Source organism: Rhodohalobacter sp. SW132 (assembly GCF_003390325.1).
In the GTDB taxonomy this organism is placed as follows: domain Bacteria; phylum Bacteroidota; class Rhodothermia; order Balneolales; family Balneolaceae; genus SW132.
This window is the reverse complement of record NZ_QUOK01000002.1, coordinates 125,619-151,918: the sequence shown is the minus strand read 5'-3', so window position 1 is coordinate 151,918 and position 26,300 is coordinate 125,619. Positions and strand designations below refer to the sequence as shown.

Annotated in this window: 12 protein-coding genes; 1 reads left to right on the top strand and 11 read right to left on the bottom strand. The window is 46.4% G+C overall.

From position 1 onward, the window contains the following. Positions 1-21: 21 nt before the first annotated feature. From DYD21_RS05380 to DYD21_RS05340, 9 genes are all read right to left on the bottom strand, one after another. A complete protein-coding gene (locus DYD21_RS05380; protein ID WP_199535466.1) occupies positions 22-1,677 on the bottom strand; it encodes a RagB/SusD family nutrient uptake outer membrane protein in 1,656 nt (551 codons plus the stop codon). A gap of 18 nt (positions 1,678-1,695) precedes the next feature. Continuing rightward, positions 1,696-4,776, bottom strand: a complete 3,081-nt coding sequence (locus DYD21_RS05375; protein ID WP_116033780.1) for a SusC/RagA family TonB-linked outer membrane protein — start codon at positions 4,774-4,776, stop codon at positions 1,696-1,698. 614 nt (positions 4,777-5,390) lie between these two features. Continuing rightward, entirely contained in the window at positions 5,391-7,370 is a 1,980-nt protein-coding gene (locus DYD21_RS05370; RefSeq protein WP_199535465.1) for a plastocyanin/azurin family copper-binding protein, read from the bottom strand. Between the two features lie 24 nt (positions 7,371-7,394). Then, positions 7,395-9,290: a family 16 glycoside hydrolase gene (locus DYD21_RS05365; RefSeq protein WP_158551426.1), complete on the bottom strand. Its 1,896-nt coding sequence runs from the start codon at positions 9,288-9,290 to the stop codon at positions 7,395-7,397. 443 nt (positions 9,291-9,733) lie between these two features. Then, the gene (locus DYD21_RS05360) at positions 9,734-10,585 is read right to left on the bottom strand and encodes a hypothetical protein (protein WP_116033776.1); all 852 of its coding nucleotides are present in this window, start codon (positions 10,583-10,585) and stop codon (positions 9,734-9,736) included. Then, on the bottom strand, positions 10,582-12,384 hold the full coding sequence (locus DYD21_RS05355; protein ID WP_116033773.1) for a CRTAC1 family protein: 1,803 nt from the start codon (positions 12,382-12,384) through the stop codon (positions 10,582-10,584). The genes DYD21_RS05360 and DYD21_RS05355 overlap by 4 nt, the downstream gene beginning before the upstream one ends. 12 nt (positions 12,385-12,396) lie before the next feature. Then, a complete protein-coding gene (locus DYD21_RS05350; RefSeq protein ID WP_158551425.1) occupies positions 12,397-15,852 on the bottom strand; it encodes a CRTAC1 family protein in 3,456 nt (1,151 codons plus the stop codon). A gap of 186 nt (positions 15,853-16,038) precedes the next feature. Continuing rightward, positions 16,039-16,752, bottom strand: a complete 714-nt coding sequence (locus DYD21_RS05345; RefSeq protein ID WP_116033768.1) for an NUDIX domain-containing protein — start codon at positions 16,750-16,752, stop codon at positions 16,039-16,041. 97 nt (positions 16,753-16,849) lie between these two features. Further along, positions 16,850-17,878, bottom strand: a complete 1,029-nt coding sequence (locus DYD21_RS05340; RefSeq protein ID WP_199535464.1) for an aldose epimerase family protein — start codon at positions 17,876-17,878, stop codon at positions 16,850-16,852. A 430-nt stretch (positions 17,879-18,308) separates the two neighbouring features. Between DYD21_RS05340 and DYD21_RS05335 the strand changes: the two genes are divergently transcribed. Beyond that, positions 18,309-19,826 (top strand): sodium-dependent transporter, encoded by a 1,518-nt coding sequence (locus tag DYD21_RS05335; protein ID WP_116033763.1) that lies wholly within the window; start codon positions 18,309-18,311, stop codon positions 19,824-19,826. A gap of 1,651 nt (positions 19,827-21,477) precedes the next feature. Here DYD21_RS05335 and DYD21_RS05320 read toward each other — a convergent pair. Both DYD21_RS05320 and DYD21_RS05315 read right to left on the bottom strand, forming a co-directional pair. Then, positions 21,478-23,094: a RagB/SusD family nutrient uptake outer membrane protein gene (locus tag DYD21_RS05320; protein ID WP_116033757.1), complete on the bottom strand. Its 1,617-nt coding sequence runs from the start codon at positions 23,092-23,094 to the stop codon at positions 21,478-21,480. Between the two features lie 25 nt (positions 23,095-23,119). Next, positions 23,120-26,071, bottom strand: a complete 2,952-nt coding sequence (locus DYD21_RS05315; RefSeq protein ID WP_116033754.1) for a SusC/RagA family TonB-linked outer membrane protein — start codon at positions 26,069-26,071, stop codon at positions 23,120-23,122. Positions 26,072-26,300 lie beyond the last annotated feature (229 nt).

Below are 26,300 nucleotides of genomic sequence, written 5' to 3'. Positions count from 1 at the left end.
GTAATAATGTTAACTGCTGGATTAATATCCCGGATTCTGAACCAGGCTTGAGTTTGCTTCTAACTGATTTTGTGGTATTGGAAATACATTTCGGTCCGGATTGTTGGACGTTTTTTCCCACCATGGATCGTTAAAGCGAGTTAGTCCGGTATTGCCTTCGAAGCGAATCAGATCCTGCCGTCTAACGACCTCCCAGAAGAGTTCACGGCCCCTTTCGGCCAGGAGTCTGTCAGCGTCCAAATTATCAAAAGGATCCACTCCGGCACGGTTTCGGATTTCGTTTACCAGCATCAGGGCATCCGTATCGGATGGGTTCATTCTCCAGAGAGCTTCTGCTTTCATCAGAAGAACATCTGAATAGCGATAAATCACCATGTCGTTATTCATACTGGCCCCACTTAACCCGATCTCCATCTCATATTTGGCAATACGGGCTCCTGCCTGTCTCCAGCCACCAGGTGCCAATTCATTGATGTATGGAGTATGAACAATCGGAGGACCGACAGGGTCGGAACTCTCAACACCCGGGTCTTCAATTTGATTACCCTGAAGATCCAGAAGCGGTCCGACCAGGAAATTACTGAGTCTGTTGTCGAGCGTACCCGTGGTCATATCCCCGGTAGGGCTCATCCCAACAACCTCTCCCTGTGGACCCGGATTTTGATCCGGATCGATATACGATTCATAAAAATCAGCAACGGTTTGGAAGCCGTTCCACGGCTGCTCACCAAAATTAAACGCGGGCTGGCTGAGAATGTGGTTTGTCATCACATGAAGCTGAAATCCTCCCAGGAAAATCTCATTAAATGGGATCGTAAATATATGCTCCGCGCTGCCGGTGTTATTTACGATAAAGTTCTCTGAGTAATCAACCAATAGATTAAAATTACCAGAATCGATGATTGCATCCGTATGTGTAATAACATCCTCCCAGCGTGGTTGTCCGGTGTAGACTTCAGCATTCAGGTAGAGTTTAGCCAGCGTCATGTGAACAACCCAACGATTCACTCTTCCAAGTGTAGCGTTCACATCGGTATCCACCTGGTCAAGTACTTCCAGCAGTTCTTGTTCAACAAAATTGAACACTTCGGTGCGGCCCTGCTGAAAATCAGTACTGGGTTGTGGCGGACTTTCAGGTGCCCCTTCAAAACTGGTTACAATGGGAACATTGCCAAAATTATCCAGCAGCTGGTAGTAGTAAAATGCCCTCAGCGCCCTTAATTCACCAATAAATGCAGCGGCATCTTCTTCACTTACATTACCAGCCTCAACAACCGTTTCAAATTGAAAAATCAGTCGATTGGCATTACCAACACCACTGAAAAAATTGTTCCATGTGTTGTTAATCACGTCATCAGACGGAGTAAATGTATGGCGATGCAGCCGAATCCACACGCCGCCATCTTCCCAGTCAGCACCCTTTTGTGTTACCACAATTTCATCGCTGGATACTTCATTTATTGCCGTTACACAACAGTTTCCACCGAAGCTGGTCATCGGCCCGTATGCATCACCCAGGGCTGAAATAAACTCCTCATCAGTTTGAAAAAACTGATCGGCGGTTACCTGGTTATGAACGGTTTCGGTCAGATCCGTACACGATCCTATCCAAAGGACCGGCAGGAGAAGAAGCCATGCAAATGTTCGTTTTTTGTACGTTTTCATTCTTTTATTCATAGTGTTGACCTGGTTATTTTAAAAATCAAGATTAATTCCGAAGGTAAATGAGCGTGCGGAATACCATTGCTCTCTCCGCTCAATTCCCGGTGCCAGCGGATCGCCACCATCCAGCCAGCGCACTTCGGGATCAATTCCATCATATCCTGTAATTGTAAACAGGTTGTTACCTGAGACTGAAAGATGCAGGCGGTTGATCATACTTGTAGCGGGCAAAGGCACAGTATACCCGATAGACATATTTTGCAGTCTTATGAATGATGCATCTTCAACATGGTAGCTTGAATAAGCCGGGGCTGATTCCAGATCAATAAGGTCAAATGCAGATTTTGTAACGTTATAGGTAGTTATGTTAATTGGATTCTCGAAGAATACTCGCGTACTGTTTACGAGATCATGCCCAAAAACTCCCCGGATAAATGCGTTGAAGTCCCAGTTCCGGAACCGAACGGAATTTGACCAGCCCAGTTCAAACTCAGGAATTCCGTTACCGATAATAGCCTCATCTTCACGGGCCACTTCATCGCTGAAAAGAAGAGTGTCAAATTCACCATTCCACTCGGCAGGAATAAATCTCCAGCGGCCGTCATCACCGATGCTGTGAAATCTTGGCCCCCAAATCTGCCCGAGAGGCTCACCTTCACGCAGACGCACCATCTGAGTATTGTTCTGGCCGGGTGATCCCACATTCGCGATATATCGCGGAACATCTGATTCGAACTGGTTCAGGTTTACTTCATAGGTCGTGAATGTAATACCTGTGTTGTACATTGCGTTTTGTGATCGGTGTACATCGTAGTTGAGTGTAACTTCAATCCCTTTATTTTCGATTTCACCAACATTGATGAAAGATGTTGGGAAGAGATTTGGAGGTACCGGAACTTCGATCTCAAAAATCAGGTCAGAAGTAACTTTTTGATAATATTCTACAATACCGGTAAGACGTTCATCGAACATGGAAAAGTCCACCCCGATATTATACTCGCCAGTCTCTTCCCATTTCAGATCCGGGTTATCATTACTAACCGGGCCGAAACTCTGAACAAAACTGCCCCCTACGAAGAAGTTTCCTCTTGGTGCGAACCGAAGTCTGGAAATACCATCAAACGGAGCGTCGAGACCTGTAAGCCCATAGCTTCCGCGAAGTCTTAATCGATCTATCAGTCCTAAATCAACCAGGTTGGTTACCTCCATGCCTGCCCCGACTGACCAGAATGTTCCCCATCGGTTATTTACACCAAATCTTGAAGAACCTTCACGGCGAATACTTGCATTGGCGAAATAGGTATCATCCCAGTTCATGCTGATTCGACCGAAACCGGCAATCAGACGATTGCTGTTTCGGAAACTCTGAACTGTACCCAGCCCGTTGTTGAAATCCTGGGCAAATTCGAGATTGTTGGCGCGAACCGCATCAGAGATAAAGTCACCCCCAGCAACCGTGGTTCCGCTGCTCTCAAAATCCTGAAATGAGTACCCGGCAAGAGTTTCTACCCGAAGATCCTGAAAAATGGTGTTTATATAATTAGCGGTAAAATCGAGCTGTTCTCTTTTATTATCCCTCGCCAGCCTTTCAGCCTGGCCGCGGCCGAGAGATGACGTTGTTGCACCACCTGTAAACTTATTGGTTCTCGCCCAGAACCGGTTTTCCGTTCCCGAGAAGGTTTCAGTTGAGTAGAATGCTGATGCACTTAAGCCGGGGACGAGATGATCAAATTCGTAATCGGCCCGGAACGAGGCGTTCAGCCGGCGTCGTTGTCGTACATCTTCAGCAGTTTCAACAATGGCAACGGGATTAAATATGTCGAATGCATCAATCTCTACGTATCCGCCAGTGTTGTCAAAACCCGAAGCGCGTACCGGTGCGGTTGGGTTGAACGTTGCAGCATAACGGAAAGCGTTATTAAAACCGTAATCCTCCTCGCGGTTCGTGGCCCCCAAATCAATTGTGAGTGTAAGCTGATCATTTAAAGCGCGATGATTGATGTTCAATCGCCCGCCTAACTGCTCAAACCCAGTTGTACGAAGTAGACCCTGACTCTCGCGAAAGTTACCAGAGACTCTATAAGTGGTTGCCTGGGTTCCCCCAGAGATCGATAGATTGTGAATTTGAGTATGGCTTCGTTGTGTAATCTCATCAAACCAGTCTGTATTTCCACCCAAGTCATTGATTTCGAAAGGTGTTAGCTCCGAAAGCTCTCTGAATTCATCTGCACTCAGCATATCAACTTTGTTTTCCACACCGTTTAGGGTCATTGACCCGCTGTAGGATACAGATGTTTCACCGGCAACCCCTTTCTTTGTGGTAATCGCGATTACACCGGCTCCGCCCCGGGTACCATAAATTGCGGCTGCAGACGCATCTTTAAGTACATCGATCGATTCAATGTCGTTGGGATCGATGTTTGCGAGATCTGCACCTACAATTCCATCCACAACAATCAGCGGTGATTGTGCCCCGCCAAAACTGGAAACACCCCGAAGTCGCAATGTTGGAGGTTCATTCGGATTTCCACCGGCGCGCGAAATATTCAGCCCCGGAACTTTACCCTGAATCAGTTCAGCAGCACTACCCACATTCCCCGTAACAAAATCTTCAGAACTAACGCTGGAAATTGATCCGGTAATCTGCCTCCGGTCCTGCGTGCCATATCCTACTACAACTACATCATCCAGAAGCTGAAGATCCTGCTGAAGTTCTACATCTATCTCAGTCCGCCCATCAATTTCAACTACCTGTCTTTGATAGCCAATAAAAGAAAACTCAAGAAAATTGAGCTCCCCCGGTACCTGTACGGTGTACTCTCCATCCATATTCGTGGTTGTACCAATTGTAGAACCGGTAGCTTCCTGTGAGCCTTGAACCGTTACATTTACACCGGGCAGTGAGGAACCATCCTGTGCATCTGTAACAACTCCTGTTATTGTTACCCGATCCTGGGCAAATGCAGAATAAACGCCCATTATTGCTATCAATCCGAAGGTGAGCGATATTCGGATGATTCCTTTATACCAGACATTTCCTGCGGCAAGCATCCCGGTAGCGCTTCCCGTCAATCCTGCCTTGAGGTCATTTTTTTGTAGCCATTTTCCATTCATATGAATTACCTGTGGTTAATGTGACAGTGTAGCAGTTACATCTTCTGTGCAATTAGGTGAAGCTTTTGTTCCCGGCACAGTGGGAACGAACTAAATGTAAAATAATATTACATCTGCTTCACATTATAAAAAAGCCCTTCCATATATAAAAGTTTTTCATAAGAAACATACACCCTTACACGTTTCAGTGTCTTTTATTGTTTTCGCTACACAGCAAACGTAGATTGTTTATATGATGTAAGCGCTTACTTGTTGAGTATCAAGTGCTTAATCATCTGTTGCTTTCAGAAATGTGTTCATTCGATATAACATGATTTGTTATGTATCTCTCCTCAGTGCAATTTCATTTTTAGCAGAATTGAATTTTTTTTTGATGATTCTGCTAAACCTGAGAATTATATGAAGTAAGTGTGAAGATTACACTTTATCTCAATTTATAACAGTGGTTTAGATGAAAAACTTTGGAGAGCATCTGCATCAGTCAGATCACCAATGCATTATATAAGAATCCATCTTCTCAATAACTTGAAAGATGTGCGAGAGGAATAATTCCCATAAAGACATCTCATCATCGGCAGCAAAAAGTTCACTGCCGATTAATACGTTTAAAGAATCTACTCAACTCTAAAAATGCCGCGCATAGAGATGTGATGTCCGGGAAATGTACATACAAAGTCGTAATCACCCGGAGTTTCGGGAACTTCGAAATAGATTGTTTCACTCTGGCCGGGCTGAAGCATGGATGTATGAAACAGAACTTCCTCTAAGCGGGGAACGAACTCCAGCGCATCGGCATCCAACCCGAGCCTCATTGCGGCTTCTCCCACCTGATCGGCGGATTCCGGAAGAGTAATAACCACGTTATGAGCCATATCATCATCGTTCTCAAAGGTAAGGGCAACCCGGCTGCCGGCCTGAACCGTGATGAGTGTCTGATCGTACTGCAAGCCCGGTTCTGTAGCGAGCTGTATTCTCATATTCGGCCCGGTATCCCAATCTGACGGACGTTCCGTAACTTTTTTTGCTGACGGACCCGGTTCGTCGTCCGGACGATCCACTCCCGTACCATCCGCTACAGCAGACCGTTCTCCTTCCGGCAGGTTATTCAGAGTATAATATCCGGCAGAATGCAACAGATTCTGTCCCGCTTCATTGAGCACACCCGCGGCCTGCACCTCATTGATATATCCTTCACGGAGCCCATCAACATAAAGGCGAACACTCATCCCGTCATCGGCAACCGACAAACGTGTGATTGTTTTGTTCTGACGATTGATCACCGGGCTTCCATAAGCAGCATCATACCGGTAGGTAAAATCAGTTACGCTGTAATTGTTGATATCCATTGCGCTTTGATGATCAACAGGTTCTGTAAACGTCAGCGTAAACCCATTTGATTCTGCGTTGATTTTCTGCATTACAAACGGGATTTCGCCATTCCACCGCATCCGCTGAACGCCATATTGATCCCGGCCTGTGGATCCCCAGCCGCGGCTTGTCATTCCCACGTAAATCTGGTCATCCGGTCCCCATTCCAGCTTTATGATTCCGGATTGAAATCCTTCCCTGAAATCGAACACGGCTCCCTGGTATTCGCCATTTACTTTCTCATGATAAACCCGCATGATTTTGGAATGTCCCTGGTCGCCTACCAGAAACTGACCTGCAAAAGGACCAACCTGGTCGTCATTTTCGATGAGTAAAATATCGGATGTGGATATTCCCATAATCGTATGCGGAAACCAGGTTGCAGGATTTTTGATCTCCGGGATGTTTTGTGATTGCTCATAGAGGGTCAATCCTTCCGAATCATCGATATCATCAAAACGAAGATCGAGGGGTGAGCCTTCCATTTCGGTCCATCTCAATCCTTCCGGATGACCGGCAAAATCACCCTCTTCGAGATGAGTCATCCATCCCGATCCGACCCAGTCGCCCTCATTTTCAGTATAAAAAATATCGCCTTCTGCATTTAGTGCAAACCCTAGCGGGGAACGAAGACCGGTTGCAAAGGGTGTCATCTCACCATCCTGTGTAATTCGCAGCATCCATCCGCGCCAGTCGGTCAGACTCGCACCATAACCGATCCAAGACAGGTTGAGCGTAACGAGCATATCACCATTCGGTAAAAATTTTGGGCCGTATGAATACTCATGATAGTTTCCCGTGAGCGGCCAGCGATAGATGGTTTGATACAGATCTGCATACCCGTCGCCACTGCTATCCTCCAGACGTACCAGTTCACCCCTCTGAGCGATATAATATGCGCCTTCCCGATATGCAATTCCGAGCGGCTCATGCAGGCCCTGACCAAAACGGCTGAACGATGGATTATCACTTTGGGGGTTATTCACAATCCACACTTCCCCCCTGCGCGTAACCACAGCCAGGTTTCCCTCATCATCAAAAGAAAGTCCGCCGGCTTCCATCACGATTTCGTCCGGAATATTCAGGGTTGATATCGTAAAATAATCGGACTCACTGCGATCGGATGACTGGGCAAAGAGCGCGGATTGCCCGAAACAAATGAACAAACTCAGTGCGGCTATAAATGGAAAAATATCTGTTTTTGATGGCTTCATAACGTATTTCATAAAATCGTGAATGGATGGTTCAGGTTACCAGATGAGCTGATATCGAATTTCAGATGAATTCTGACCTCGTAACACCGGAATGATGAGTGCCTGAATATCCCCGTTTTCGATGACTTCGGGTGATTGGCCTCCATCATCAAGAATCTCTAAATAATATCTTCCGTTTACCCTGTAGAGCCCGTTTGGCAGCTGTTCCACTGAACTCCCCTGCGCAATTCGTGCAGCTCCGTTATCATTCTGCTCATCTCGTTCAAAACGGAGGGTGCGGATAAATTCTGTGCCATCATCGGATGGTGAAATGTGGTCTTCAATCCGCACATCACCATGATGGCTTATAAATGTGGGTTCACCCGAGCTGTTTAACTGATACTCATCTACTCCGTAATCTGAACTCAGCCGGTGATTGTCAAAAGCGTCATCAGATCCAACAATCATAAAAGATATCCCCGAAGATTCTTCGACGGCCGCATTCATTGGAGCCAAAAGCTGCTCATGTCCCCTTCCCCGCCACATTTGTGATACATCGGCAAAAGGATTGCGCCAGACTTTTAACAGAGCCGCACGATTCAAATCATAACTGTAATGAATTCCATCCGGATGTCCAACGGAGAGAGTGTGTGTGCGTTTTTCGCCACCGTAATTTGTAAATCCGCCGACAATTTCTGTGCGGTCTGATTCCGGCTGTACAGTGAGCGGATCTTCCTGAGTTCCTCCGGTATACGGTTCCGTTGAAGCCAGTGAACGCCGCTCCATCCCCGGCCCTTCATAAACCAGAGAAGCGTATGTCCCCCATTGAATCTGAAAGTGAGTGAGCTTCAGGTCGTGTGTGCCCTCATCAAGATGAATGATTCGGCCCAGCTGTTGTTCATCCAGTTCGCCGGTATTTTCAATGATCAATTCATCATTGATATAAAAATTTCCACCGTTATTCATGCGCGTCTGAAAAAGGTAGTCTCCTGAAACGGGTACGTTCAGTTCTCCTGTGAGCACCACTGCATAGCGGTCTCCTTTCGGGCTCACCTGGGATACATTGAATGAATCGACTGTACCTTCTGCCAGCAGTTCAAGCTCATCAAAGTTCACCGGCGTTCGATCGCCCTCGTAATCATATACCCTGTAGTTCAGCTCGCCTACCGAAAGAGAATCGGTCTGTCCGTAGAGTTTATATTCCATATTTCGAAACGCCACCGGGCCATGATCTCCCTGAATCATCAGCGGTGCTGTTTCTGTCTCATCTTCATATGCAGCTTCACGTGTTGGACCTGAAAGCTCAACATTTTCCTGAACCCGAACGCCGTTCAGCTCCACCCATTCAAAACGGGCATTCGCTGTTTTATTCCCGGCGTCATCAAACCGGGGTGCTCTGAACAATATATGGTACTCCTGCCACAGACCGGGAGCCAGGGCGGCGTTTACGGATGGTGCCGATCCCTCAAAATGTTCATCTCCATCGGGACGCGAACCATCCCAACGGGCGTAAATTCCGCCAAGATCGGAAAATTGCGGTTCTTCCACTCTCCAGCTATCGAGGATCTGAACCTCGTAACGACTCTGAAAATAGAGACCGGAATTGGAGCCCCGCGGTACCAGGAATTCAAGTTTCAGCTCTATATCACCATGTTCAAAATCTGTAAAAATGTGATCTTCATCCCCATCACCCAGATTCACCAGAACTCCGGTTCCATCCGAAACGTCCATCGAGTGTTCTGCCTGGTAATCGGACTGCACATTCCCGGCAATTGTCCAGTTATCTCCGGTGGGCTGAAATCCTGTCAGTTCATCAAGCTGCAGTTTTTCCATGGGAAGTGTTCTGATCTCTTCAGAACCGAGCTCCTGCTCCTCATCAGACTCCGATGAACAGCCGACAGCTACAATAAACATGAGGAGGAAAAACCCGGTACACCTGGTAAGTATATTCATTCTGAAAATTCGTGACATTGGTATTTAATAAAAAGTGGTTTAATTCCCCGACCCTTTGGGTCGGAAAGGATAAAATTCCCCCTTTGAAGGGGGAAGCGAACGGAGAGAGCTGGGGGATGACTCTCTGAGTTCGGAAGTGTGCCCATTTGTAGTTGTTAAGAATAACAGGTCATCCCCCATTGCCCCCTTCGAAGGGGGACACTTCAACATAAACTCAATATTGACTAAAAAGTTATGGATTCTAAGTGGATACCTCGTGGGCTCTGCCCCGAGGTAGTTCATTAAAATATATTGTCTGATTTTTACAGTAACAGAAAACCGTGTGAAAGCTATGAAAAATTGATTGGAAATGAATTTCGACATATTCCCGAAATGACCACATAACTATATGAAAGCCCTTTCAAAAAGAAAAATAAAATGTGGATTAACTTCCGGAGTTTTACTCATGACACCACAGCACTTTTTTCAGATTCTAAATCGGCTTGTTTACCCGCCTTCTTTTCCCGAATACGATCTTCAATAATCAAAGCAATCGGCCCGATGATAAATAAAGCATAAAACGGTGCGTAAATAAATTCGTTCAGGCGCAAAATCATCTCAAGAAAGGCAATCGCTACGACGGTCAGGTTTTGCCCTTTTGTGCTTTTTACAGTTGTTTTTGGATCTGTAAGCATAAACAGGGTAAAGAGCTGATACATCGGTCCCGTGAGCGGGGCGAGCTCGGCAAGAAAAACGTGACCTGTAAACTGACTTCTGACCCACGCAAAGAGTGTAAAACAAAGAATATATGTGAGCGCTATATTCAGCCGGTTAATTTTCCAGAGGGATACCAGCCCGATCATCCAGATCACAAACATCGCCCACATGTTGTTTCCCCACTGGATACTGAGGATTGCCGCGCTGTCTGAAGCAATGATGATAAGCGCAACAACACCAAAATTTGTTGGATTCCAGATGTGGCGCCCTTTATACCGGAGCACATATTTTGATGCAATTGATATGGCTGCGCAGAGTGCAAATGGCCAGAGCAGCGGAGAGCGTACCAGGATCCCGGCACTGATTCCCGAAACGTAAGCGCTGCTCAGGTTTCTGAATTTCCCGGTGACCACGCGGTGCAGTACGAGTTCGGTTAAAACCGCAACGGTGATGGCTGTCAGAAGTTTATTAAAACTGTCGAGTATACCGAATGAGATATGGGCTGCCAGCAGAATTCCTGTAATCAGAAGCGGAGCAAAATATTGCCGGGGAATGGAAAAGCCTTTGTCGAATCCTAACGTTGTAGCAATTTTATTCATGCATCAACCGGTTCGGTAATCGTATGTACAAGATTGATTTCCGGAGAGTGAATCTCCTGGGTTTCGCCGGATGGCCACCGAATTTCAATACGGTCTACTTCATCATGCCCGCCAAGCCCAAAATGGAGTGATCGCTGGCTTTGTGAACTGAATGCATCCCCGCCGGATACAACCATCTTTTTCTGTTTGCCATCCCAGTGCAGGATAGCTACCGCACCAATCGCACTTCGGTTGCTTTTTGTGCCTTCAAGTTTCAGCCCGAGCCAGTTGTTGCTGCCGGACTGATGGTTTCTGTAAATTTTCACCGGGCCGTTCTGATTGGCCACGATCAGATCGAGGCTCCCGTTTTGATCAAGGTCGGCGTAGGCGATCGCACGGCTGTCCAGATCGAGGGTACCGCCCACAGCTGCAGATACTTCGCGAAATCGACCCGCACCATCGTTCATCCAAATTTTGTTCGTCTGATATCCCGAAAACGTCCGCCCGTTCATAGCCGGCCAGTTGTTCGCGTCAATAATCACGTTTCTGTTTCCGCCCACTACTTTTGCGTAATCATACCAGTAGTCTGTGCCCGGTTCATCCGAAACAAAACCGTTCGCTACATAAAGATCAAGGTTGCCGTTATTGTTCAGGTCGATAAACTGACCGCCATATCCCCATTCACCAATATCCACACCCATATTCCCGGCCAGATTTCTGAACCGAAGCTGCTCAGGCGTTGAGCGGCGGGTTGGAACCCAAAGATTGTTACCCTGCATCAATACTCCAGCCTCTGAAATGTTGGTGACATAAATAGCGAGCTGTCCCTGGTTCATAATATCGCCAAAGGCCACGCTCATTCCGCTTTTAGGGACAAATCCCATGCCGGCACTTTCTCCCGCATTTATGAAACCGTTTCCACCATCGTTGATAAAAAGTTCATCCACACCGTAGTCATTTGCAATCACCAGGTCGGGATAACCCGAATCATTGAGGTCAGCAGCAGCCACGGCCAGCGTCCACCGACGTGTATTGAGTCCAAGCTCTTCGGTTTTATCTACAAAGGTTCCATCCCCCTGATTCTCAAAAAGAAAATTCCGCCCGCCATTTGTAGCATATTCATAGCTGTCAGGCATAATCCGAGTGGTGGTCAGATTCCAGAAATCAACATCTTCATGGTAATACCCGGCGACAAAAAGGTCGAGCAGCCCGTTGTTGTTGTAATCAAGCCAGACCGCACTGTTTGCATTTACCCAATCGGGCAGACCGGCGCTTTCAGTCACCCGGGTGAACCCCGTGCCCTCATTATTCAGGTAAAGCTCCGGACGCCCCCACTTATACACGAAAAGATCTTCATATCCATTGTTGTTGATATCCCCCCATATCGCCCCCATCGAAACACCTGTACCATCTGTGTTGATATCGGCAATACCAAGATCTTCTGCAACATCGCGGAACGTTCCGTCACCCAGATTCATGTAGAGGGCGTTTTTTGTTCCGTATTCGCTGTTTGTGAAATAGAGATCCGGCAGTCCGTTGTTATTAAAATCTACAACCGAAACCGATGCTCCCACTGAAGCGATCTGCGGGTTGATATGCTCAATTTTTTTATCGAGTTCCGGCCGCTGATGCACAAACTGAACTCCCAACTCTTCAGAAGCTTCCTCGAGGAAAAAACCGTACCGGTCGATCACTTCCTGGCGATCATCAAACATCTGATCCAGGTCAACGTTGTCGAGCTGTTTCAGAACGGTAGGAACGGCAAAAAGCGCCAAAAAAAAGGCGATCACACCTATTCGTATAATCGTTGATTTTTCCATGATGCTAACGGTTTATTCGAATAATAAAGCGGATCTGAATGATTCTGGAGTGACAAAACGGGTGTGATAATTCACCCAGTCGCTTCGGTGTTTCTGGTAGACCGGGTCATCAAGAAGCGTGGACCCAGACCGGTAATCATAATCGGTCTGCCCGTGGTAAGGCAGCGGTGTTACCGTTTTGGATGCCTCGGTATTGTAATCTCCATCTTTCACCCAGCCATCCGATACAAAAATATAACTTCGGGTGTAGCCGGGAGCCGGTTCGTCGATGGCTTCGTATTCCAGCACAATTTCATCCCCGGCGTTCATAATAACATAACGATCATCAATATCGGATAAAAGTTCGGTTACGTCACCAAACCGTGTATGATAACCTACCAGATCTCTCCAACGTTGATTTGTGCTTGAAATTTCACCGTAAGTCGGCATTTTGGGAGAAACCTCATTCGCACGGTTCCACTCTGAAAATCCGCGGTAACGGAGATCCATTTTTGTTGCCTGCAGTTCCGTTTCGGTAATTTGGTCAACCGGCAGCTTTTCAGCCCACATCAAAGCGTCCCAGTAGATTTCTGATGTGGTATGAAGCCGAACCCTTCGGTCACCGGCATCTTCAAATACGTTGTCGAGTTCCAGCAGAATGGTTTTCGTTTTACCGGCGGGCACTCCGTAATTTTCATGCAGTTCAGTCCAGCCGCCGTTTCCGTCGGATACTTCAACTCTCAGCCCGGCCGGAGGCTCATGATCCCCCTGGCTGAGCGCTAAATTGATCGAGCTGTCGGTTGGTCTCAGCCAGCCCGAGGCAACCAGGTAGAGCGGGCGGTCAGCGGGAGGCTCTTCTCCCAGGTCGATCTCAATGTAGTGCTCTTCAACCAATCCCTGGTAGCTCGTTTTTCTGAACGGTTTGATGTAGTTCCGGTCCAGTTTACTTACCGTATCGGTGACATCATCACCATTCTGTTTCAACACACGGGCCACCGGATTCGGGCTTGATACGGCCCGGGTGGACAGGTCCGGTGCGGGAAATACAAATCGTTCATCCACAAAGATTTCAGAACCTTCGGGGTGATCCACCGCCACCAGGTTCACATAATCAAAGAAATGGGTCTCCCAAAGCTCTGCCGTGATGCGAATATCATAGATTCCATCCACCGGATTGAGCTGATCCCCCGGAATTCGTACACGGTCGAGTGTTTGAATAACTCCTGCCGTTTCCTGCGCATTAATCCGCAGACCGAGCGGTGAACGCCATAAAATATCGGTAATAAAGTGGTGCTCCTCGCCATCATGAGTGAAAAGCCACGGGCATGATCCTTTCAAAATCTGTTCGTTGAAGATGGTAGAACCCATACCAAGTTCTGCAAATTCAGCCTGAACCGATCCGTTTGGCCAGATGATCCGCAGCATTTCTGCTTCATCGTGTATCCCCAGACCAAAATGTACAATCGGCGAACTGATAAGCTGTTTCTGATAAAGAAGACCGGTCCGGATTTCCATCTCTCCCCCAATCCCAAATGAATTGATCCGCTGATCTCCCTCGAGGCCGGATGCACGCGCACGAATGGATCGGGCTGAATAGTTCTGCGGTCCGCTGTTCATCAACTCGTATATCGACCCGTCCGATTCGAGACCGAGCAGATCGAGGCGGTCATTTCCATCGATATCAAAAATCGAGTATAGATTGCCGGGGAGCGAGAGATCAAGCTTTGAAAAATTTCGTTCGCTGTCACTCAGCCAGACCGATGTCTCATCACCGGTGGAAAAAATAATATCAAGGCTCCCGTTATTATCGATATCTGCTGAGAAAAGTGCAGCGAAGTCAGAGTTCCCGGATTGCGATATCCGGATATCATCAACCAGTGTATCGGTTTGCCATTCACCCGTACCCCGGTTATAAAATACCCGTTCGATGGATTCCATTCCGCGCACGGCCAGCACATCAAACTCGCCATTCGCATCGATATCACTGATCGCAACAGCGTTAAAATCATTTCCGGACGGCAGATTCTCTACGCGGGTCATCACTCCGCCCCGTTCATTTCTGTAGATGACCAGTTCGCCTTGCCGGGTGAGAAAAAGTGCGTCAGCAGCGCCATCGCTGTCGAGATCTGCCCAGCGGAAATCGATCACATTTTCTACGTCATCAAAGAGATTGATCTCTGTAAAGGTGCCATCCGTATTGTTTCTGAGCGCAAACGGTGATCCGGATTCCGGTGCCAAAACCAGGTCGAGATCACCATCCAGGTCAACATCGGCAGGCCAGACACCCCGGTAAGAACCTTCTGTTACCGATGAGGGGAGATTAAGCCGACCGGTAATATCGCTGAATGTTTCGTCGCTGTTCTGTTCAAATAAGCGGAATCCGCTGCTGCCGGCCAGTGCGATATCGTTGCGAAAGTTATAGTTGTAATCGATTTCTGCAAGTGCAGATGGCGGAAGCTGTTCAGCCGTATCACCGGGAAACGGAAGCCGGTTATCATCATCGATGTGAAGTTCACCGTCGGCTACAAAAATGGAAAAAGGCGGAAGCTCCTCAAGGAGCGTCACGGATTTAACCAGGGTAGCCCGGCGATCCGGGGCAGCGGTTTCGCCGGCTGCAAAAGTGGTTTCGAGATCGGGATCAGCCGCTCGAAAATCGGGCATCGGGAGCGTGATAAATCTCTGCATCAGGAAACCAACCTCATTCGGTTCCAGCTTTATTTCCCTGAGATTTTGCTGAAATGCCGGGGAAGGTTCAACGGCATTTCTGAGAAATGTAAGCTCAAAATTAAGTTCGGAAAAATCGCGGTCTTCAATCACTTCGCTGACTACACGATACTGCTCAACCGCTTCATCATCCCAAAGGTAGGTGAACTCTCCAAGTGACTCGATTGCGGACTGCAGCAATTCTGCATTCTGTTCTTTCGCTCCAATCCGGGCCGCTTCAAAAAGCACCGCCTGGTTTTCGGGATGCTGATTTTTAAGTGATTCAATCCGTTCAAGAATTTCATCAGCATTTGCCACATCATCCTGACGTTCCAGCGCTTCTATCAGCGAATACTGGATCATAACGCTGTTTGGATCGGCTTGATGGGCTTCCCGCAAAAACTCTACAGCCCGGTCAACATCCCCCCTTCGGCTTTCAAATAAACCGGAAAGGAATAAGATATCCGGATGATCCGGTGCAAGGTTCCTGGCTTCAGTAAAACGGTCGTCGGCAAGTTCAAAATTTCCCTGGCGCATGGCGTAAACTCCCAGATTAGCCCATGCTGCCGGTTCCTGTGGAAAAGCCTGTGCCACATCATTCATTTTGTTGAATGCAAAACGAGCCTCCTGGGTCTCACTCGCCCCAAGGCTCACATAAAAATCAGAGATCGCCTGCTGGTAATCTTCAGATTCTGTTGATACTTCATCAGGATCACTGCTGCAGCCAATGAATAAAAATAGAGAAAGGAAGGTCAACGATAGTGTAGCAAAAAAAATCTTATACATACCTGACATGAAATCAAAAATCGGATTATCCAGCGTAATGGCCGCAAATTAAATTCCGGGGTTCAAATAAAAGCATTGAGCAGAACTGAGCCATTTAATAATGTAAACATTTTTATCAGACGCCGAAACTACAATATTTCACGTTACTGCTGCTATTTTATTGTTAATCGCCTTAAACTTCTCAAATCAGGCGTTAGGGGGTTTGAATTTCATCGCAGATGCACCATCTTTTTTAACGTGACGATCATATTTTTCACCGTTAAACTTGTAGAGAAAGGCCCCTTTTTTTGAATATTTTTTCTGTTTTTCATTTGTTTTTTCGAGCACATCCATAGAAAGCATCCGGCGGCGGAAGTTTCGTTTGTCGAACTCGGTTTCGTAAATCACTTCATAAAGCTGCTGAAGTTCAGGGAGCGTAAATTTATCCGGAAGCAACTCAAATCCAACCGGCTGATTTGATGCTTTGTAGCGAAGCCTCTCTTTTGCAGCTTCAACCATCTCTTCATGATCGAAAATCAGGTCGGGAACTTCATCAATCGGAAACCATTTTGCCTGGTAATCGCTCGACAGGTCTTCGTCGTGATCATGTATGTTGATTAATGCGTAATAGGCGATTGAGACCGTTCTATCTACCGGATCACGGTCAACCGAACCGAAACCGTGAAGCTGTTCGAGGTAAATATTCTTCAAACCCGTTAACTCATATAAAATTCGGTTTGCGGCATCATCAAGACTTTCATCTTTATTAAGAAAGCCCCCCATGAGTGACCATTTCCCTTTTTCAGGCTCAAAATCTCTTTTGATCAGCAGCAAGTTCAAATTTTGCCGGTCGAATCCAAAAATGATACAGTCAAGTGCTACAAAAATCCGGTCATACTCTTCATATTGATTCACTTCCATCGATAGTCCATTCGTTAGATTTATAGGTAATAAAAGGCTCTCGGTTTGGAGATAACCAGAACCTTTTTCCAATTCACTTTTTTTCTTTCAAAATTTATTATTGAGTCGAAAATGAGTATACCGTTTTCGTCTCATAAATCTCTCCCGGCCGCAATATGGTCGATGGAAAAGAAGGTTCATTGGGTGAATTAGGGAAATGCTGAGGTTCCAAACAAAACCCGCTGTATTGCTCATAGGACACTCCATCCGGACTTTGGAGTTCACCATCCAGAAAATTTCCGGAGTAAAACTGAATTGCAGGTTCGGTTGTGTATACAGAGAGTACCCGGCCCGACTCAGACTCCGTTACTTCAGCTGCCAGAATTAATTCACCATTTTCATTATCCAAAACAAAATTGTGATCGTACCCGCCTTCAACGTTCCCAATACGCTGGCCGATAGTGTGAGAATCGGTAAAATCAAACGGCGTTCCTGAAACTTCAGCTATTTCGCCGGTTGGGATAAGCTGTTCATTTACCGGGGTAAATTTTTCAGCATTGAGTTTCAACTGGTGATCGAGTATGGTGTTTGATGGATCCCCGGTCAGGTTAAAATAACTGTGTGCCGTCAGATTTACCGGAGTGGCCTTATCGGTTTCTGCACGATAATCAATTTCAAGCTCGTTATCGGTGAGAGTATATGTAACGGTAACCTCGAGATTCCCGGGATATCCCTCTTCCCCATCCTCACTCAGATAGGTTAACTGCAGGGTTTGGTCATCCACCAATTCGGCATCCCAGAGAACTTTATCAAAACCCTGTTCCCCGCCGTGTAGATGATTCTCTCCATCGTTGGTGGCAAGCTGGTATTCTTCGCCGTCCAGTTCAAACCGGCCTTCTGCAATCCGGTTGCCAAACCGGCCGATCAGTGCACCAAAATAAGGGTGATCTCCCAGGTAATCATCAAGATTATCAAACCCAAGAACTACATTTCCCGGTTCACCATCTTTGTCGGGTGCGTAAAGAGATGTGATAATCCCACCATAATTAATAATTTTAACCTCAATACCGGCATCACTTTTCAGTGTAAACTGATGCACGTCCCGGCCATCTTCAAGCTGACCAAATAATTCCATGTTCGTTTCCATTACTCTTTCATTTTCTTCAGTTTCTGTGCAGCCAGTAAATAAGAGTGTGAGGATCAAAAATCCAGTAAGAAATGGTGATGAGTGATTAAAATTCATATAAATATATTCTATTTATGCATTCCAGCTTCTTATGTATGGTTATAAAAAAGCCCTTTCAGTTATTGATAAAAAAATCACTGGAAACATCTCTCAAAATGGTGCCAGTGACTTAAGTGTAAATTTTACATTTCATTATTAGCTAATTTTATTATGATATGCAAGAGTGAAAGATGCGTTTGTACCTGATTACTTAATACATTTCGCTAAATAAATTGCAGCGTAAAAAAGGTCTATGTTTCAAAAGAAAAATATTGGCTAATTCGTAAGATCTTTAGTATCTACGACCGATAGATCGCCGGAACCTCAACAATATATCATACCGTACAAACCTGTGACTAAAAAGAAAGAACGATTTGCCACAAAATGGGGACTTATACTCAGTGTATTAGGAATTGCGGTTGGCACAGGTAACATATGGAGGTTTCCCCGGATAGCGGCTCAGCAGGGTGGTGACGACGGAGCCGGAGCTTTTCTGATTGCGTGGCTTGCTTTTCTGTTTATATGGTCGATTCCGCTCATCATTGCGGAGTACGGGATCGGGCGGAATGGCCGGAAAGGGGTTATCGGATCTTTCATAAAAGTTGCTGGTGAAAAGTTTGCGTGGATGGGCTCATTCATCGGTTTTGTTGCTACGGCCATTATGTTTTACTACAGTGTGGTAGCCGGGTGGTGCCTGTACTATCTTCTTGAATCTCTCTTCTCTGCTCTTCCGGAAAGTCTGGAACAGGCGGATGCAGTATGGACCGGATTTCAGGGCTCTATGCTGCCCTCCGCATTTCACGCCATTGTTATGTTCTTCGGGGCATTGGTCATCATAAAAGGGATTAAAAGCATTGAAAGGATCAATAAAGTGCTGATTCCTTCTTTGCTTGTTGTGCTGATTATCGCACTCGTGCGTGCGCTTACTTTGCCGGGCAGCGGCGCAGGCCTCTCTTATCTGTTTACTCCGGATTGGTCAACTCTCTCCCAACCACGACTCTGGCTTGAAGCGCTGACACAGAATGCATGGGATACCGGTGCCGCCTGGGGGCTAATTCTAACCTACGGAGCTTATATGCGGAATCGTGACGATATCACGATAACAGCTCTGCAGACCGGAATTGGGAATAACATTGTTTCGCTTGTGGCCGCCATGATCATTTTCTCCACTGTATTCGGTACACTTGGCAGCCAGATGACAGATGGAGAAATTCTGAACGTGATGCAAACATCCGGCCCTGCAGGAACAGGTCTTACTTTTATGTGGATGCCGCAGCTTTTCAATGAAATGGCTGGCGGACAGATCCTGGCCATTCTGTTTTTCCTGGCACTTACATTTGCTGCATTCAGTTCACTCATTTCAATGATTGAGCTTGCAACAAGAGTTTTTGTTGATATGGGCATTTCCCGGAAGAAAGCTGCCATTGCAGTTTGCACCACCGGATTCCTTTTCGGACTTCCATCTGCAATCAATCTTGAATTTTTCGCTAACCAGGATTTTGTCTGGGGAGTTGGACTGATGGTTTCCGGCGGGTTCATTTCGTTTGCCGTGATCTCTTTTGGTGCAGACAAATTCAGAGAAACACTGGTAAATACTGAAGAGACACATTTTCAGCTCGGACCGTGGTGGACTGCCATCATTAAATATGTGATCCCTGTTGAGGTAATCACACTCCTGGGATGGTGGATTTACTTAAGCGCTGCAGTTTACGCACCCGACACGTGGTACAATCCGCTGAGTACATTCTCTGTAGCCACAGTTTTTGTACAATGGGGAATTATGATGGCGCTCTTCAAATATTACAACAGACAAATCGCTGCCCGAACCCAATCCACGGAAGGAACCGGTAAAACGAACCCAACAAGTTAAGAGATAAGATTTCAGATATGGTATTTCTGGGGGATCTGAATAATTCACAATCCACAATCCCGGAAAGGCTCCGGACTTCTGAATACGTTGGTTTCCGTTAGAAATACCACATCTCTCATCGAAGGGTTGGGTGGAAATCCAGACATGGCATTTCTGAGGGATCTGAATTGATTTCTCGGACAACCCCTCGGTTGGTTCATTGATTCTGCTTTTTTTATTGCCTCGGGAAATCTGGTTTTGTGAACCAACCTTCATGTTTTACAAACATACCACCCCATCCGGGGCGGGTTTTCGGGGAAATTATCGGTGTTGGTCAATAGATTCGGTGTGGTGCAACATTCTTCGAACAACCTCTCGGTTGGTTCATTGATTCTGCATTGATTATTGCCTCGGGGTTCTTGTTTTTGATTTCCAACGTTTTCCCGGGGCTGCTGCCCCGGGCTGTTGATATGCGCCCCGTTCGGGGCTGGGTTTACAGGTTTATTATTCTTCGTTTACTAGAATAAATTATATGGCAAACAAGCGATCTATCAACCTTAAAACATACGATTGGTCAACAGGCATTATATAGCCTACACAAAAATGTTGTTCAAACTGGCCCCGGAGGGGACATATATTTGTAGCCCGGGTGAAGCACGATGCAATCGGGCGTAACCCGGGGAAATGATGTGGCAATAGATTAAGGCCATCGGGCGATGCATAAACGATGGATTGGGAATAATATCCGATGGCGGTTCACAGATGTTGATCAACGGATTCCGTGTTGTGGATAATTCATCGAACAACCTCTCGGTTGGTTCATTGATTCTGCATTGATTATTGCCTCGGGGTTCCTCGTTTTTGTGCCCATTGTTTTTCCCAGGGTTGCACCCCCGGGCTGTTGATTTGCGCCCCGTTCGGGGCTTGATTGTTTGACCTGCCACAAATTGGGATAAATTCAATGTTACAAAGTCAATCACCAGTGAAACATCTGATTGGCCTTCATACATTGCATTGCCTGCAAATGGCCCGGAGGGGACAAATGTTTGTAGCCCGGGTGAAGCACGATGCAATCGGGCGTATCCCGGGGAAGATATGGCAATAAATTAGGGCCATCGGGCGATGCATATCCGATGGTCGTTTATCGATTTTGTTCAACGGGCTCGGTTTGTTGCATAATTCATCGGACAATCCCTCGACATATTTGTTCGCCATTTCGTAATGATCCGCCTCGGGAAATCTGGCTTTGTGAATCAATTTGCATTTTCTACAAACATACCACCCCATCCGGGGCGGTTTTCGTTTGGAATGCAGCCAAATACATTTCAAGTATTATCCTATCAGATATGGTATTTCTGAGGGTTTTGAATTTTGCATTATTCACAATCCCAAAAAGGGTTCGGAAATCGAAACATGCTGGCTTACTTGAGAAATACCTTATCTCTCATCGGAAAGTTGGTCGTAACCCAGATATGGTATTTCTGAAGGTTCTGAATTTTGCACTATTCACAATCCTGAAAAGGCTTCGAAAATAGGAACACAGTGGTTTCCCTGAGAAATACCATATCTCGTCGTTGGTAAAAGTTCCGGGACTTGCACCCATCAAAAAAAAAACGGCACATGTTCCCATGCACCGTTTTTGAGGTTACAAATAAATTAATTGAGCGAATTTTTAGTCATATCCCGGGTTCTGACTCAGGTTGGTGTTGGTATTTAATACACCGTCACTTAGCGGGAAGATTGTCAGGTGCGGGCTGTTGGTGGCCCGTCGTTTGAACCAGCTTTTTGCTGTAAATACAGGTTCGCCGGAAGTTGTCTCGAAGCGAATAAGCTGCATACGCCGGTGACCTTCAGCCGCGAACTCATAACCGAGTTCGTCCAGCATTCCGCCAAAAACGATATCATCTCCGCCTTCAAAATCCACAACTTCACCATCTTCTACGAAACCGTAGGGATAGGAACTTCCGCCTTCAAGATCAGCAGCACTAACCATTTTATCTTCTGAGAACGGATCGAAGTTTCGCTCACGTACCTGATTCACATAGTTCGCTGCCTGTCCACCATCTCCCAGACGGAGCAGTGCTTCTGCTTTCGACATCAGTGTTTCAGCATAACGGAACACAGGATAATCGGTTGAAATATCCACCTGGGCGCCAGGAATTGGCACTTCATATTTTGCCGGAGAGTATCCCCAGTCGAAGGGCTGTGGTACACCTGATTCGGTTGTCTCCAGGTAGTTCTGGAAATTTACGAGCTCTTCACCCGTATCCGGATCATCATACGAACCTGTCAGCCAGGTATCATCCAGCCGGCCATCATCTTCATCATACGTATCGATGAATTGCGGAAGAGCTGCGTTACCACCCCACGGCTGTGCCTGCATTCCCCAGATTCGCTGCATGATTGGCGGGAAACTTTTCATGTGATATTGATTTCCTCCAGCCATAGTTTCATCGTACGGTACAGCCCAGATTGCTTCACCAGAGTTACTGTTCGTCAGTGAAAAGTTATTTCTATATGCAGGTTCAAGGGCAAAAAGTCCGCTGTCGATGATTTCATCTGCACGATCGATGACTTCTTCCCATTGAGGAGTGCCGGTATAGACTTCAGCATTCAGATAAATACGGGTCAGCAGTGCCTGGGCTGCCCAGTAGTTGAACCGGCCATAGGTGGCAGTTCCTGTTTCTGTAGTCAGGTTTGGCATAATCTCATCCAGTTCGCTCAGAATGAAATTATAAACTTCCTGCCTTGTACTTTGCTCTGGAAGAGAATCATCGGCAAAGTCGGTTACAATCGGCACATTTCCGTGGTTATCCAAGAGCAGCCAGTAGTAGTAGGCGCGAACCCCGCGAAGTTCTGCGAGAACCTGCTCTGAACCGGAATCCATAACAACGGCACCTGATTCGAGCTGATAGATTACACGGTTTGCCGAGTTAATGCCATTAAATGCATTGCCGTATAAGCCATTAGGCTGTCCCTGGAATCGATCCCAGTTGTGGCGGTGAAGACGGATATAAACCCCGCCATCATACCAGCCGTTGGGCCGCACAGGGGTAACCATGATATCGGATGATTCTTCCTGAAGGTCAAAATAGGAGTACCAGCCGAGTTTCATCCCTCGGAGCACCGAATAGGCCGGCGCCACGAGTGATCCGATCTCGTCACCGGTAGGATTAAAATTTTCCTCCGTGATCTGATCGTACACATTTTCCGATAAATCCGTGCAGGAGGCCAGCATAATCAGCGACCCGAGCACGACAAACGTAACAATCTGTTTTACTTTAAACATAATGTGCTTTATTTAGAAGTTTCTTTTAAAACGTAAGATTTACACCCAGCGTAAATGTTCGGGTCGTTGGGAATTTATCCCTTTGGTCGGAACCAGGATCTGTACCTGAAAAACTGACTTCAGGATCCATTCCTTTATAGCCGGTAAATGTATACAGATTACGGCCGGAGACATATACCCGTGCATTGTTGATTGCAAATCGGGTCAGATCGATGGTATAGCCGAGCGTTACGTTATCGAGCTTCCAGTAATCGCCATCTTCAATGTAGTAACTCACATAAGCGAGATCCTGGTTGAGTTGAGCTTTGCCAAATACTTCATCAAAAGCAGTGTTCAGCATGTTATACTGAATAACTCTTGGATTTTCGTAGTACAGACGCTGGAAGTTCAGAATCTGGTGACCGAACGCGCCGCGCATGGTCACATTCAGATCAAAATTCTGGTATCTGAAATTGTTATTCCATGAAAGAAAGTGATCGGGAATTCCGTTTCCGAGAATTGTTCTGTCCCCAAGGCCTGCATCACTGATCGGCATTAGCTCACCTTCTGCATTCCGAATGATCCATTCTCCTTCCGGAGTGATATCCACAGAGTCCCAGCCGTAGAAGTTTCCGATCGGGCCGCCAATATCTACCCGGTGAGTACTTTGCTGAATCGGTTCGCCTGTATATCCGGCATAAAAGAAGTCATCCGATGTCTCAAATAGATCATCTGAGAGAGTAACCAAGCGATTAGAGTTGGTTGAATAGTTTATGCCAGTGTTCCAGAGGAAATTCTCGGTCTGTGCTGCTGTATATTTCAGAGACGCTTCCATACCGTAGTTTCGGATATGTCCTACGTTTGCAAGAATACTCCCATACAAATAGGGAGGGACAGGAACGGAGTAGTTCCAGAGCATATCTTTGGTATCCCGCTGGTAGATATCGTATGTACCTGACAGGCGATCATTAAACATGGTAAAATCGACACCCACATTGATCTCCTCTTTTTGCTCCCACCTGAGGTCCGGATTCGGGTTCCGTGCGGGTGAAATACCCTGTACCCAGTTGCCATCCACAAGCATTCGTCCGCCATAAGAGTAACTGGTCAATGAGAGATAAGAAGATCCCGGTGCCACACCTGTAATACCGAAACCGGCACGAACTTTCAGATCATTCAGAAAATCGAATCTATCCATGAAGCTCTCCTCGCTGATTCTCCAGCCAGCAGATACAGCAGGAAACATTCCCCATTTATGGTTATCACCAAAGCGGGAGTTTCCTTCATACCGTACACTCGCCATAAAGAGGTATCGCCGGTCAAAGATGTAATTTACACGACTGAAAAACCCGATCAGGCGAAAGTCATTCTTATAACTGCCCATTCCGGCTTCGCCATCTGAAAGTGCATTCCCTACACCAAGGTTATTGTACGAAAACAGGTCGGTTGGAAAGCGGTAGTTGCTTGCTCCAAAACCTTCATACGTTGTCTCCTGCCAGCTATATCCGGCGAGAAGCCCGTAATCATGCGCGCCAACCACATCCTGGTAGTTCGCGGTAAATTCGAGCAGGTTTTCTGTGCTGGAATCAAAGTTTCGGCTGCCATACCCGTTTTCCCCGCCCATAACGGTTGCAGTGTGGTTAAATGATCGGGCAAATCCACGCTGATCATTATACAACGTAGTAGATCCAAGCAATGATAAACTCAGGTTTTCGGTAGGGTCGAGTGTTAAAGTACCGTTCAGGCGGAGTTCACGCTGTTCTACATCACTGCTGGTCTCACGAATTCTGGAAACCGGGTTATCGTAATTAAAACCGTCCCGTTCAATCCAGGAACCGTCAACCGGATCGCGAACAATATCGGTTGGGTTTCGGATGAGTGCCTGGCGATAATCGTAGTTCCCAAAGGAATTATCAAAAGTTCTCTTACGTGAGAGCAGGTTCACATCAGCAGTGAGCATATCATCATACATAGAGTGCCGGATATTAATTCTACCGGTTAACTCATTATCATCTGATGTGATGAAGATTCCTTCCCACTGCTTATAGTTCAGAGAAGCGGTATAACTGGTGTTATCACCACCACCCATCAGAGTAAGGTTGTGCGTCTGACCCACAGGAGTCTGCATGATTTCATCCTGCCAGTCTGTATTTGCACCATAATCCTCAAAGTTTACCCCCTCGTCAATCAGCCGGCGGTAATCATCACCAGTCAGCATTTCAGGACGATTGTAAACGGTCTGCGTATTTACATATCCGCTGTATTGAATTGTGGGTGCCTGTCCGCGTGCTGCTCTTCGTGTCTGAATCAGAATCACACCATTCTGCCCTCGTGAGCCGTAGATTGCAGCAGCTGAACCATCTTTCAGAATATCGATCGATTCAATGTCTTCCGGAGCTATCGTGTCAAGTGAACCGGGAACGCCATCTACCAAAATAAGAGGCGATGTACTCGCATTCATAGTTGTAATACCACGCAGACTAATCTGACCTCTTGACCGGGGATTCCCGCTTGAGGTGGTTACAATCAAACCGGCGGTCTGCCCCTGAATGAGTTCAGCTGCACTCCGTGAAGAGCCCTGTACAAAATCATCCGAAGACACACTGGAGATGGAGCTTGTGAGGTCTTCTACGCGCTGTGTACCGTAACCGACCACAACAACATCCTGGCCTAAGATTGCTGCACTAACCATTTCTACATTAATTTCAGAACGGCCGTCAATCGGCACTTCCTGTCTTTCGTAACCGATGTAGGTAAAGACCAGTGTTGCATCATCGGAAGGTGCGGTAACCTGAAAGCTGCCGTCAAGACCGGTTGCATCGCCAGTATCGGTTCCCTGTACTAAAACACTTACACCGGGAAGCGCTTCTCCGGTTTCTGCATCAGTAACAGTACCGGATACCTGATGTTGAGCTAAGACACTATTGGATATTCCAAGCAAGAGTGGGATAACCATTAGTATCTTCAGAAAAGAGACTAATCGTATGTTTGAATTCATATTGCCCTTATGTTTTGATATGAGTGAATCTATGTTAGATAAAGATTATTGTGATTTTATATAGCTGTTAAAAAGGTTACTAATTTGACTTTATATAACTAATACTATCTTGTTGTTTTGTTTGTCAGAATTTATTTAAAGGCGTGGATGAATTACCAGAAACACCACTCAGAAGCTTTTTAAAGCAGGTATTTTGGAGATCTGACTCGTTACAACCAATTGTAATTAA

Bases quoted from the DNA above. Each gene is read 5' to 3' on its own strand.
- DYD21_RS05320 (WP_116033757.1), bottom strand. From the start codon at position 23,094: ATGTTTAAAGTAAAACAGATTGTTACGTTTGTCGTGCTCGGGTCGCTG.
- DYD21_RS05315 (WP_116033754.1), bottom strand. From the start codon at position 26,071: ATGAATTCAAACATACGATTAGTCTCTTTTCTGAAGATACTAATGGTT.
- DYD21_RS05360 (WP_116033776.1), bottom strand. From the start codon at position 10,585: ATGAATAAAATTGCTACAACGTTAGGATTCGACAAAGGCTTTTCCATT.
- DYD21_RS05380 (WP_199535466.1), bottom strand. From the start codon at position 1,677: ATGAATAAAAGAATGAAAACGTACAAAAAACGAACATTTGCATGGCTT.
- DYD21_RS05375 (WP_116033780.1), bottom strand. From the start codon at position 4,776: ATGAATGGAAAATGGCTACAAAAAAATGACCTCAAGGCAGGATTGACG.
- DYD21_RS05355 (WP_116033773.1), bottom strand. From the start codon at position 12,384: ATGGAAAAATCAACGATTATACGAATAGGTGTGATCGCCTTTTTTTTG.
- DYD21_RS05370 (WP_199535465.1), bottom strand. From the start codon at position 7,370: ATGAAATACGTTATGAAGCCATCAAAAACAGATATTTTTCCATTTATA.
- DYD21_RS05340 (WP_199535464.1), bottom strand. From the start codon at position 17,878: ATGGAAACGAACATGGAATTATTTGGTCAGCTTGAAGATGGCCGGGAC.
- DYD21_RS05350 (WP_158551425.1), bottom strand. From the start codon at position 15,852: ATGTATAAGATTTTTTTTGCTACACTATCGTTGACCTTCCTTTCTCTA.
- DYD21_RS05365 (WP_158551426.1), bottom strand. From the start codon at position 9,290: ATGAATATACTTACCAGGTGTACCGGGTTTTTCCTCCTCATGTTTATT.
- DYD21_RS05345 (WP_116033768.1), bottom strand. From the start codon at position 16,752: ATGGAAGTGAATCAATATGAAGAGTATGACCGGATTTTTGTAGCACTT.